The organism is Pseudomonas sp. FP597, assembly GCF_030687435.1.
Taxonomy (GTDB): domain Bacteria; phylum Pseudomonadota; class Gammaproteobacteria; order Pseudomonadales; family Pseudomonadaceae; genus Aquipseudomonas; species Aquipseudomonas lactucae.
In genome coordinates, this window is sequence record NZ_CP117432.1 from 617,779 (window position 1) to 628,809 (window position 11,031).

12 protein-coding genes are annotated in these 11,031 nt (G+C 61.1%); 6 read left to right on the forward strand and 6 right to left on the reverse strand.

Going from position 1 to position 11,031, the window contains the following annotated elements; all coding sequences use genetic code 11:
* Positions 1 to 42: 42 nt before the first annotated feature.
* The 3 genes from asd to PSH66_RS02710 are packed head-to-tail and all read right to left on the reverse strand — an operon-like array spanning position 43 to position 3,327.
* Entirely contained in the window at positions 43 to 903 is an 861-nt protein-coding gene (asd, locus tag PSH66_RS02700; RefSeq protein ID WP_003171334.1) for an archaetidylserine decarboxylase, read from the reverse strand.
* 15 nt (positions 904 to 918) lie between these two features.
* Entirely contained in the window at positions 919 to 1,734 is an 816-nt protein-coding gene (locus PSH66_RS02705; RefSeq protein ID WP_141063035.1) for a rhodanese-like domain-containing protein, read from the reverse strand.
* A gap of 57 nt (positions 1,735 to 1,791) precedes the next feature.
* The gene (locus tag PSH66_RS02710; protein WP_003171336.1) at positions 1,792 to 3,327 is read right to left on the reverse strand and encodes an HDOD domain-containing protein; all 1,536 of its coding nucleotides are present in this window, start codon (positions 3,325 to 3,327) and stop codon (positions 1,792 to 1,794) included.
* A gap of 167 nt (positions 3,328 to 3,494) precedes the next feature.
* Here PSH66_RS02710 and motA point away from each other — a divergent pair, with 167 nt between their 5' ends.
* Together motA and motB are read left to right on the forward strand one after the other, a co-directional pair.
* The gene (motA, locus tag PSH66_RS02715) at positions 3,495 to 4,346 is read left to right on the forward strand and encodes a flagellar motor stator protein MotA (RefSeq protein ID WP_003171338.1); all 852 of its coding nucleotides are present in this window, start codon (positions 3,495 to 3,497) and stop codon (positions 4,344 to 4,346) included.
* A 3-nt stretch (positions 4,347 to 4,349) separates the two neighbouring features.
* Positions 4,350 to 5,369 carry a flagellar motor protein MotB gene (gene motB / locus PSH66_RS02720; RefSeq protein ID WP_003171339.1) on the forward strand — a complete coding sequence of 340 codons (1,020 nt, stop codon included), beginning with the start codon at positions 4,350 to 4,352 and terminating at the stop codon, positions 5,367 to 5,369.
* A gap of 60 nt (positions 5,370 to 5,429) precedes the next feature.
* Here the strand turns inward: motB and PSH66_RS02725 are convergent, their stop codons facing one another.
* The gene (locus PSH66_RS02725) at positions 5,430 to 5,825 is read right to left on the reverse strand and encodes a type II toxin-antitoxin system PemK/MazF family toxin (protein WP_042945566.1); all 396 of its coding nucleotides are present in this window, start codon (positions 5,823 to 5,825) and stop codon (positions 5,430 to 5,432) included.
* Between the two features lie 286 nt (positions 5,826 to 6,111).
* The gene (gene rsgA, locus PSH66_RS02730; RefSeq protein ID WP_003171340.1) at positions 6,112 to 7,143 is read right to left on the reverse strand and encodes a small ribosomal subunit biogenesis GTPase RsgA; all 1,032 of its coding nucleotides are present in this window, start codon (positions 7,141 to 7,143) and stop codon (positions 6,112 to 6,114) included.
* Between the two features lie 109 nt (positions 7,144 to 7,252).
* Between rsgA and orn the strand changes: the two genes are divergently transcribed.
* Together orn and PSH66_RS02740 are read left to right on the forward strand one after the other, a co-directional pair.
* Positions 7,253 to 7,795, forward strand: coding sequence for an oligoribonuclease (orn, locus tag PSH66_RS02735; RefSeq protein WP_003171343.1), 543 nt, complete (start codon positions 7,253 to 7,255; stop codon positions 7,793 to 7,795).
* A 172-nt stretch (positions 7,796 to 7,967) separates the two neighbouring features.
* Positions 7,968 to 8,585 (forward strand): trimeric intracellular cation channel family protein, encoded by a 618-nt coding sequence (locus PSH66_RS02740; RefSeq protein WP_175404229.1) that lies wholly within the window; start codon positions 7,968 to 7,970, stop codon positions 8,583 to 8,585.
* Here PSH66_RS02740 and queG read toward each other — a convergent pair.
* Positions 8,582 to 9,646, reverse strand: coding sequence for a tRNA epoxyqueuosine(34) reductase QueG (gene queG, locus PSH66_RS02745; RefSeq protein ID WP_042944092.1), 1,065 nt, complete (start codon positions 9,644 to 9,646; stop codon positions 8,582 to 8,584). The genes PSH66_RS02740 and queG overlap by 4 nt on opposite strands.
* 63 nt (positions 9,647 to 9,709) lie before the next feature.
* Between queG and PSH66_RS02750 the strand changes: the two genes are divergently transcribed.
* Both PSH66_RS02750 and tsaE read left to right on the forward strand, forming a co-directional pair.
* Positions 9,710 to 10,570 (forward strand): NAD(P)H-hydrate dehydratase, encoded by an 861-nt coding sequence (locus tag PSH66_RS02750; protein WP_003171348.1) that lies wholly within the window; start codon positions 9,710 to 9,712, stop codon positions 10,568 to 10,570.
* The gene (gene tsaE / locus PSH66_RS02755; RefSeq protein ID WP_305428321.1) at positions 10,558 to 11,028 is read left to right on the forward strand and encodes a tRNA (adenosine(37)-N6)-threonylcarbamoyltransferase complex ATPase subunit type 1 TsaE; all 471 of its coding nucleotides are present in this window, start codon (positions 10,558 to 10,560) and stop codon (positions 11,026 to 11,028) included. The genes PSH66_RS02750 and tsaE overlap by 13 nt, the downstream gene beginning before the upstream one ends.
* The last annotated feature ends 3 nt before the right edge of the window (positions 11,029 to 11,031 follow it).

Genomic DNA, 11,031 nt, shown 5'->3' on the forward strand with positions numbered 1-11,031 from the left:
GGAGCAAGCCTCCTCCCACATTTGATCCTTGCAGTTTTCAGATCAGGCTTTAGGCAACGCGATACCCTGGCCCATCTGCACAGGCGAACCGGCCACCAGTTCTTCGGCCCACTTCACCTGATCCGGCCCGAACAGCACGATTGCGGTCGAACCCAGCTTGAAGCGTCCCAACTCTGCACCCTTTTCCAGATGAATCGGCGCACGCGCGGCTTCGTCGTAACGGAAGGTTTTCAGCTCGCGTTTCGGCGGCGTGACCAGGCCAGCCCACACGGTTTCAATCGACGCCACAATCATCGCACCCACCAGCACCACGGCCATTGGGCCGCGTTCGGTGTCGAACAGGCAGACAACACGCTCATTGCGCGCAAACAGTTCCGGTACGTTTTCGGCGGTGGTCTGGTTGACCGAGAAAATCCGTCCTGGCACGTAGACCATTTCGCGCAAGGTGCCGGCCAATGGCATGTGCACGCGGTGATAGTCCTTCGGTGACAGGTAGATGGTGGCAAAATCGCCGCCCATGAACGGTGCCGCCACGGCCGCATCGCCACCCAGCAATTCCAGCACGCTGAAACTGTGGCCCTTGGCCTGGAACACACGCCCGTGCTCAATCGGACCCAGCTGGCTGACCGCGCCATCGGCAGGGCTCAGCACCGCGCCTGGGGTTTGATCCAGCGGGCGCGCGCCGTCCTTGAGGGCGCGGGTGAAGAAGGCGTTGAAGTGCTCGTACGCGGTCACGTCTTCCACCAGGGCCTGGGACATGTCCACTTGATAGCGCTTGGCGAACCAGGTGGTGAACGCGTTCTTGAACCAGCGTACGCGGCACTCGGCAATGCAGCCGGCCAGGCGCGACAGCAAATGGTGCGGCAGCAAGTACTGGCTGAGGATAAACAACTGCTTTTTCATAACTGTCCTTAAACCTTAAATCTCAACGGGGGTATCGGGGTGGTTGCCCCATTCGCCCCAGGAACCGGCATAACCTTTGACTCGCGGATAACCGAGCGCCTTGGCCACTAGGTAGGTGAAGCCAGAGCGGTGGTGAGTCTGGCAGTGGGTGATGATTTCTTTGTCGCGGGTCAGCCCGAGGTTTTCGAGGATCTGCGGCATGTCGCGACGGATGCGCAGGCTGCGCGCCTTGTCCATGCCGGCGGTCCATTCGAAGTTCACGGCGCCGGGGATGTGCCCGCCCTTGGCGGCAAGCACCTTCTCACCGGAGTATTCCAGCGGGCCGCGTGCGTCCCAGATGCCCAGGTCGGCGGCGCCGAGACGGCTTTGCAGGTATTCGCGGGTGGCGGTGGGGCCGTCGTGCAGCGTGAGGCTGACCGGGCCGCCGTGCGCGGCCGGTACGTCGGTCGACACGGGATGCTCAGCGTCCAGCCAGGCCAGCAGGCCACCGTCGAGGTAGTGGTATTTCTGGTGACCGATCACGTCGAGCATCCAGATAAAACGCCCGGCCCAGCCGCCGCCTTCGTCGTCGTAGACCACGTACGTGGCGTCGGGTGTGTGGCCCAGTTCGCCGAAGAGTTTTTCCAGGTCGGCCTTGTGGGGCAGCAGGCCGGGTGCCGGCGGCTGGCCCAGCTGGGTGCGTTTGGGGTCAACGAAATGCGCGCCGGGGATATGTCCTTCGGCGTAGCGGGCGGCGCTGGTGAGGTCCACCAGAATCAGGTGTTCGGCATCAAGGCGACCGATCAGGTCGCTGGATTCGATCACCAGCGGCAAGCCAGAGAAGTCAGGCATGTGAGGTCTCCTGGGCACAAATGTTGGCGATAAAGGAGGGCGATTGTAGCGCAAGCATCAGACGCTGCGGTTGGTAAAGCAGTGCAGGGCTTTTTCGATGCATTGGGCGGTTTTGCCGAAGGCCTGCACGGTGGTTTCCGAGAACGGTCCGCCGCCCTGGTCGGCCACCATCAGCATGACTACCTTGCCGTTGCAGCTCAGCGAGCGCAGCAGCAGGTGTTCACCGTTGAACAGGCGACGCAGGATCGGCGGCAGTAAGGCCGAGAACTGGGCATGGTTATCCGGGGTGAGGCGTACCTGGGCGGACTTTTCCAGCAGCCGCTGCAACAGCGTGCTGTTGACCGCGTCCAGGCTCAGGTTGGCGGCGTCCTTCGGCAGGCCGTCGACCTGATGCACACGCAAGGTGCTCTGGGCGCGGTCGGTCATCAGCAGCATGACCCGCTGCATGCCGCTGGCCACCAGGGCTTCCTTGGCGCAAGTAGTCAGGTGCATGGCGTTGGCAAAGCGGCTTGGCTCTACCAGCAGTTCGGTGCAGCGCTTGCGCCAGATCGCCAGTGCCTCGGCGGTAGGTGGTGCTGCCGGCAGCAGGCCGCGATGAATCTTCTGTACATGCCATGGCCAGATCAACGACAGCGCCGGGTGCCAGAGGTCGGGCATCAGGGTGGTGCGGGCGCTGGTCACGGCTTGTTGATGGGAATGTTGCTGCACCTCGGCCAAGGGCTGTTGCAGGTACAAAGCGGTCAGGTACTGCCAGCGCTGGGTGTGCGGGCAGGTCCAGGATTCCTGGGCGGACATCGCCAGGCCGTTGGCCAGCAGCACGGTATTGGCCGGCTGGTTCAGCCAGCGGCGCAGGTTGGGTTCGGCGTCGAGCAGTTGCTGGTGGCGCAGGGCGTCGTCCTCGCGGGCGATATGCAGCGCCTTGACCAACAAACGCTGTTCGCTCTGCATCAGCGTATAGCCTTGCGAGACCCAGATCGGCAGGTGCCAGGCGTCGCTCATGCCCAGGCACAGGTCCAGCAGACGCACGCCGAACAGCTCCTGCTCGACCTTGCGTGCCGACTCGCCCTTGTGGATGACGCGCAGCTCCCATTCTTCCAGCAACTTGGGATAAGCCACGGCCATCGGCCACAGCGGCGACAGAAACAGCAGGCTGCCCCAATGAATGTCCTGCCAGAGTCGCGCCAGGCGGTTGCCGAACAAACCATTGGCTTGCTGTGACGCGTGTTGGCTCACCAGCAATAACTGGCGCAGCGCCACGGGAATCTCATGGGCCGGCACCGAGGGCAGGCGCGCCAACAGTTCTTCGGCGCGCTTGAGGCCCAGGCGGTTGAGCGCCACTTCGAGGTTTTCAGCCGGTTCCGCCAGGCTGCCATGGGTGTGGCTGTTGGCCTCGCGCATCACACTGAGCACCAAGGCCGGGCTGTTTTGCATCAGTTCGGCAATATCTCGCAACGAACTACGGCTGTCGCGGATTGCCTTGCACACGCGGTCGTGGCTGGCCTGGGGAACAGGCAGCAACACCTCGTCCAGGCGCTTGATCCAAGCGGCGAGAGAGAAAGGTCTTACAGGTGGGACTGTCGTTTCATTTGCCATGATTGGGGCGCGATCATCACTTGCGGTCAACACGCCCGGAGCGGGCCGAACTGGCTTTTCGCCTTAACGGCCTATAGTCTGGCGCAGTTTTGCCGATAAGTAGAACAAGAGTTTTTCAGTTCCCCCAAATATGTCCATGAACCCGACGGCGCAAGTACTCATCTCCTATGGCTAAAATTATCGGCATCATCGTCGTCTTCGCGAGCGTGCTCGGCGGGTACGTCCTGTCCCACGGTAAAATTGCGGCACTGATCCAACCTTTTGAGGTGATGATTATTGGTGGTGCGGCGTTGGGTGCTTTCCTGCAGGCCAACCCCGGCTACATGACCATGCACGTGATCAAAAAATCGCTGAGCATGTTCGGCTCGCGCTTCACCCACACCTTCTACCTGGAAGTGCTGGGCCTGGTGTACGAGATCCTCAACAAGAGCCGCCGCGAAGGCATGATGGCCATTGAGGCCGACATCGAAGACGCTGCGGCCAGCCCGATTTTCGCCAAGTACCCGGCGGTGCTCAAAGACGAGCGCATGACCGCTTATATCTGTGATTACCTGCGCATCATGTCGTCCGGCAACATGGCTCCCCATGAGCTTGAAGGCCTGTTCGACATGGAGCTGTTCAGTCTTAAAGAGGAACTGGAGCATCCGTCCCACGCCGTGACCGGCGTCGCTGACGGCATGCCCGGTTTCGGTATCGTTGCGGCGGTACTCGGTATCGTGGTGACCATGGCTTCCCTGGGCGAGGGTGACCAGGCGGCCATCGGCATGCACGTCGGTGCGGCCCTGGTGGGGACCTTCTTCGGTATTCTCGCGGCCTACGGCTTCTTCGGCCCGCTGGCGACCTCCCTGGCCCACGACGCCAAGGAAGAAATCAATCTGTACGAGTCGATCAAGGCCAGCCTGGTGGCATCCGCTTCCGGCATGCCGCCGTCGCTGGCGGTGGAGTTCGGTCGCAAGGTCCTGTACCCGAAGCATCGCCCAAGCTTCGCCGAGCTGGAACAAGCGGTTCGCGGTCGCTAAGCCATGGAAAACAACCAGCCGATAATCATCAAGCGCGTCAAGCGCTTCGCTGCGGGGCACCACGGTGGCGCCTGGAAGATCGCCTTCGCCGACTTTGCCACGGCGATGATGGCGTTCTTCCTGGTGCTGTGGCTGATGTCTACGGCCACGCCTGAACAGAAGATCGCCATTGCCGGCTACTTCAAAGACCCGATTGGCTTTTCGGAAAGCGGCACGCCCTTTGTGATCGACCTGGGCGGCTCGCCTGAATTGGCGCCTGAGCGCACCATCAACCCCGAGGTCAAGACCGAAGCGCCCCAGGAAAAAATCCCGATCGAACGCGATACCGTCGAGACCATGGCCGAGCAGGTCGAGCAGGAGCGCCTTGAGCTGCTGCTGCAAGAGTTGCAGAACAAGGTCGAAGAAAATCCGCAGATGATGAAGTTCAAGGATCAGATTTCGTTCGAAATCACTCCGGAAGGCTTGCGCATCCAGATCACCGACGCCGCCAACCGGCCGATGTTCGACTCTGGCAGCGCCCGCTTGAAACCGTACTTCGAAGACATCCTGCTGGCCATGGCCGACACCATCAAGACGGTGCCGAACAAGATCAGCATCAGCGGCCACACCGACGCCAAGCCGTATGCAGGCCAGGGCGACTTCGGCAATTGGGAGCTTTCGGCCAACCGCGCCAACGCTGCGCGCCGTGCACTGGTGGCCGGTAGCTACCCGGACCCGCAGGTCGCTCGCGTGGTGGGTTTTGCCTCCTCGCAGCTGTTCGATCACAAGGATCCGTTCAACCCGGCCAACCGGCGCATCGACATTGTCGTGCTGACCAAAAAGGCCCAGCGCGCGATTGAAGGCGATCAGCCGCCGCCACCGCAGCCAACCCCAGGTGCCGGTGCGCCAGGCGAAGTGCCTGCCGACCCGAACGCGATCCCGCCGGGGCAGGAGCCGTTGCCGGCCCACGAGCTGCGGCAGAAGCTGAACCTGTTTGATGATGGTGGGGTGAAAGACCCTACGGTGCCTGGGACAGGTTCTTAAGTCATCATCTCCGCACTTCTTCAACAAAAACGCCCCGACTGATCGGGGCGTTTTTTTTGGTCAAAGCGGAAGGTAGGCCTTAACACCACTGATCACACCCTGCATGTCATTGGTGCACAGGCGGGGCACGAAATACTCTCGTCCTTTGGACCGGGTTTTTCTGTGGAGTTTATCGAGACGCTCGAAGCTGACCGTGTAAATCATGTCGCACTTCACCCACAGCTCTTTATAACCATCGGATTGAAGTGGATTGGTACGTAGCAAATGATGCCAGTCATGCTGGATGTCAGGGGCGGTAGATGAGATGGGCACCACGGTGCAGAGTTTGCGATTGTGAGTTGCGGTAGGAGAAATCACGACGACTTTACGTATCTTCAGCATCTCCGGTGCCACGAAGCCTCGGGTGAAGTCGCAGAGAAGAACGTCGCCTTGTTTGGGGTGATAGTAGAGAGCCAATCGTGAATGTCCCACAAAAAGCAAAGCCGCCCGAAGGCGGCTTCATTCGACACGCAGTTGAGCTTGCTTCGCCCCTTCTGCGCCGCTGGATCAACCCCGAAAGGGACCCAGACTCCTGCCAGCTTTCGCTGGTGACGGAGTGATTATGAGCATCAGAAATTCCGAATTCAAGCGGGCTTGTGTCGACGAGCCACCCAGTTGTGCTGAATTCTTGATGCCAACTCCCATTAATTCAATGGAGTAGGGCGCTTTGCACTGTAATTTATAGGTATCAAGAGATGCCCTGTCAGTAACTGCTCTCCGGCAAACTCGCAATAATCGACCGATAGCTGTTCATCCGCTGCTGCTGCACGCGGCCGTCTTCCAGGGCCTTGAGCAAGGCACAGCCCGGTTCGCGGTCGTGTTTGCAGTCGCGGAAGCGGCAGGTGCCGATCAGGTCGTTGAACTCGATGAAGCCCGCCTCCACATCGCTGCGGCTGACGTGGCCGAGGCCGAATTCACGAATGCCCGGGGAGTCGATCAGCTCGCCGCCGCCGGGGAAGTGGAACAACCGCGCCGTGGTCGTGGTGTGGGTGCCCTGGCCGGACAGTTCCGACAGCGGGCCTACGCGGGTGTCGACTTCCGGCAGCAGGCTGTTGACCAGCGACGATTTGCCCACGCCGGACTGGCCGACAAACACGCTGATACGCCCGTCGAGCTGCTGTTGCAGTTGTTCCATGCCATTGCCGTGATGGGCCGAGACTTCCAGCACCGGGTAGCCGAGGGTGCGGTAGACCGCCAGCAGCGCATTTAGCGCCGGAGCGTTCTGCTCGTCGATCAGGTCGAATTTGTTCAGCAGCAACAACGGGCGGATGCCGGCATGCTCGGCGGCCACCAGGTAGCGGTCGATCAGGTTGGCGTGCGGCTCGGGCAGTGGCGCGAACACGATCACGATCATGTCGACGTTGGCCGCCACCGGCTTGAGCTGGCCGCGGCTGTCGGGCCGGCGCAGTTCGGTGGTGCGCGGCAACTGGGCGACGATCACGCCGATGCCCTGGTTGCCGGCACGCCATACCACTTTGTCGCCGGTCACCAGCGCAGGCAGGTTGGCGCGCAGGTGGCAACGGGACACTGAGCCCGCGAGTTCGCCTTCCAGTGCCTCGACTTCGACCTGCACCCCGAAGTGCGCGATCACCAGGCCCGTCTGTTCGGGGCCCAGGTCGCCGCCTTCAAGCGCTTCCACGGCGGAGGATTCACGTTTGGCGGCGCGCGCGGCGCGTTCACCTTGAATCTTTTCGATGCGCCAGTTTTGGCGACGATTGAGCTGGCGTTTGGCCATTGGTGTTCCGTGTCGATAATGCAAAGGTTTGGGTAAAACGGTCGCGAGTCTAGCACGGCCCCGCCTGCTAAACTGCGCAGCTACGCCAAGGTGCCAAGAGAATCAAACCATGCAAAACCCACAGAACCTGATTTGGATCGATCTGGAAATGACCGGTCTGAACCCCGACACCGACGTCATCATCGAGATGGCGACCATTGTCACCGACAGCAACCTCAACACCTTGGCTGAAGGTCCGGTGATCGCGATCCACCACAGCGACGCGGTGCTGGCCACCATGGACGAGTGGAACACCCGCACCCACGGCAATTCCGGCCTGACCCAGCGTGTGCGCGACAGCCGTATCAGCATGGCCGAGGCCGAAGCCGAAACCATCGCCTTCCTGGAAAAGTGGGTGCCCAAGGGCAAATCGCCAATCTGCGGCAACAGCATCTGCCAGGATCGTCGCTTCCTTTATACCCACATGAAGGGGCTGGAAAGCTACTTCCACTACCGCAACCTGGATGTGTCGACGCTTAAGGAGCTGGCCGCACGCTGGGCGCCTGAGGTCAAAGACAGCTTCCATAAAGGCAGCACTCACTTGGCGCTGGATGATATTCGCGAGTCGATTGCCGAGCTGCAGCATTACCGCAAGCATTTCATCAAGGCTTGAAACGGTTTCTTACCGTGTCCGGGCTTCCTGTGGTGAGCGGGCTTGCCCCGCGCTGGGCTGCGTAGCGGCCCCACTGCCGTTGCCGCATTTCTCCCTATAGATATCATCGCCAAGTATTTGGGGCTGCTGCGCAGCCCAGCGCGGGGCAAGCCCGCTCACTACAAGGATCGCCATCATGTTGCTGATGCTCTACCTCATCGCCATCACCGCTGAAGCCATGACCGGTGCCCTCTCTGCGGGGCGTCGCGGCATGGACTGGTTCGGCGTGGTGCTGATCGCCTGTGTGACGGCTTTGGGGGGCGGTTCGGTGCGCGACGTGTTGCTGGGGCATTACCCGCTGACGTGGGTCAAACACCCTGAATACCTGGTGCTGACCTCGGTTGCGGCGCTGGTGACGATCTTTGCCGCGCCGCTGATGCGCCACCTGCGCTCGCTGTTTCTGGCGCTGGACGCCGTTGGTCTGGTGGCCTTTACCCTGATCGGCTGCATGACTGCCCTGGAAATGGGCCACGGCATGCTGGTGGCATCGGTCAGCGGCGTGATCACCGGGGTGTTCGGCGGGATTCTGCGGGATATCTTCTGCAACGACATTCCGTTGATCTTCCGGCGTGAGCTGTACGCCAGCGTGTCGTTCCTCGCGGCGTGGTTCTATTTGCTCTGTCTTTATCTGGAACTGCCCAGTGAGCAAGCGATTCTGCTGACCTTGTTCAGCGGCTTTCTATTGCGCCTGCTGGCGATCCGTTTCCACTGGGAAATGCCCAAGTTCGTCTACAACGACGACGTGCACTAGCGCGTGGCGTGCTGGTTCAGCGCCCACTCCACATGTTCGCGTACCAGCTCCGACGGGTAATCCCGGCGCGCCTTCAAGGCTTCCAGCACCACAATGCTCGACGGTGCATTGCCCAGGCCCACCGCCAGGTTGCGCAGCCAGCGCTCGTAGCCGGCACGGCGCAAGGGCGAGCCTTCGGTGCTGCTGAGGAATTTATCCTCGTCCCACATAAACAATTCGGCCAGTTCCGCGTTATCCAGGTTATGCCGTGGCTTGAAATCGCCCTCGGCGGTGGATCGGGCGAAACGATTCCACGGGCAAACGATCTGACAGTCATCACAACCGAATACACGGTTGCCGATCAGGGCGCGCAGGTCTTCAGGGATCGCGCTCTTCAATTCGATGGTCAGGTAGGAAATACAGCGCCGGGCGTCCAGCACGTAGGGGCCGACGAAGGCGTTGGTCGGGCAGATGTCCAGGCACGCGGTGCAGCGGCCGCAATGTTCAGTGCGGTGGGGCTCATCAAGCGGCAGCGGTAAATCGACAAACAGTTCACTCAGGAAGAAATAACTGCCGGCCTTGCGATTGAGTACCAGGGTGTTTTTACCGATCCAGCCAAGGCCCGCCTGTTCGGCAATGGCTTTTTCCAGCACGGGCGCGCTGTCGACAAAGGCACGAAAGCCAAACGGGCCGATTTGCGCCTGGATGCGGTCGGCCAGTTGCTGCACGCGCTTGCGGATGAGCTTGTGGTAATCGCGGCCCAAGGCGTAGCGAGAGATATAGGCTTTTTCCGGCTGGGCCAACAATTGCGCCATGTGCGTGTCGCCGGGCAGGTAGTCCATGCGCAGCGACACCACGCGCAAGGTGCCCGGCACCAGTTCTTCGGGGTGGGAGCGTTTGCTGCCGTGGGCGCCCATGTAATCCATCTCGCCGTGGTAACCCGCGTCGAGCCAGCGTTGCAGGTGCTGTTCATGCTCAGCCAGGTCAAGGCCGCTGATGCCGACTTGTTGAAAGCCCAGCTCGCGGCCCCAGTCTTTGATCGATTGGGCGAGGGCGGGCAGATCGAAGGTAATAGCGGGCATGAGACAGGGGAAACCACAGGTTAGATGCGTATAATTCTGCCAGACATCGGAGCTTGAAGACGCATGCCTCAGACAAAACACCCAATAACTGACGTTCAGCCGCTGTTGTTCGGCCATTTGCCGCAACTGGCTGCACGTTCCCCCAGTGCCCATAAAGGCCAATTCGGCCACCTGCTGGTGGTCGGCGGTGACCATGGTTTTGGCGGCGCGGCATTGCTAAGCGCCGAAAGCGCCTTGCGCAGCGGTGCCGGCATGGTCTCGTTGGCGACCCGGCCCGAAAACGTGTCGGGGGCACTGGCAAGACTGCCGGAAGTCATGACGGTCGGCGTGAGCTCGGCCAACCAATTGATGGGCCTGCTGGAAAAAATCTCGGTCATCGTCATTGGTCCAGGCCTGGGCGAGGCGTCCTGGGGTAAAAGCCTGTTGTCAGTCGCCGCCAATGCGCGTCAGCCGCAAGTGTGGGACGCCGATGCGTTGAATCAGCTGGCAACCGGCAGCGTGAGCCTTCCAGCCAATTGTGTGATTACACCGCATCCGGGCGAGGCCGCGCGCTTGCTGGGCATTTCGACAGCCGAGGTTCAGGCTGACCGTCTTAAGGTGGCGCGCGCGTTGAGCCAGGCATTTAATGCAGTGGCTATTCTCAAGGGGGCTGGCAGTTTGATTGCAAGCCCGGATGGACGCGTTTCGCGGTGTGATCAAGGCCACCCGGCGATGGCGACGGCGGGGCTGGGCGATGTGCTGGCCGGCCTGGTGGGTGCGTTGCTGGCCCAGGGCATGCCCGCCTATGAGGCAAGCTGCCTGGCGGTTTGGGTGCATGCCACGGCGGGAGAGCGCCAGGGCACCTTGGGTCGCGGCTTGGCGGCCAGTGACCTGATACCTGCCATTCGTCAATTGTTGGAGGAGCAGTCTCCGTGTCTGAAGTAATCCTTTTCCTGGCCGATGAAGACGCCATGGTGGCGTTTGGTCATCGTCTTGCGTGGGCCGCACAGGGGCGGGGGCTGATCTTTCTCGAAGGCGATTTGGGGGCGGGCAAGACCACGCTGTCACGCGGGATCATCCGCGGGTTGGGCCATGCCGGGGCGGTGAAAAGTCCGACATTTACCTTGGTCGAACCCTATGAGATCGGCGACCTGCGCGCTTTTCACTTTGACCTCTATCGGCTGGTCGACCCCGAAGAACTGGAGTTCATGGGCATCCGTGATTATTTCGAGGACGATACGCTGTGCCTGATCGAGTGGCCAAATAAAGGCACAGGCTTTTTGCCAAAGCCGGACCTGACCATTACCATTACGCCGCATGAGCACGGACGTCAGCTGAAGTTGTTGCCCCAGAGCTCGCGCGGTGAAACGTGGTGTGTGGCTCTGGCATTGGAATTCAAATAATTG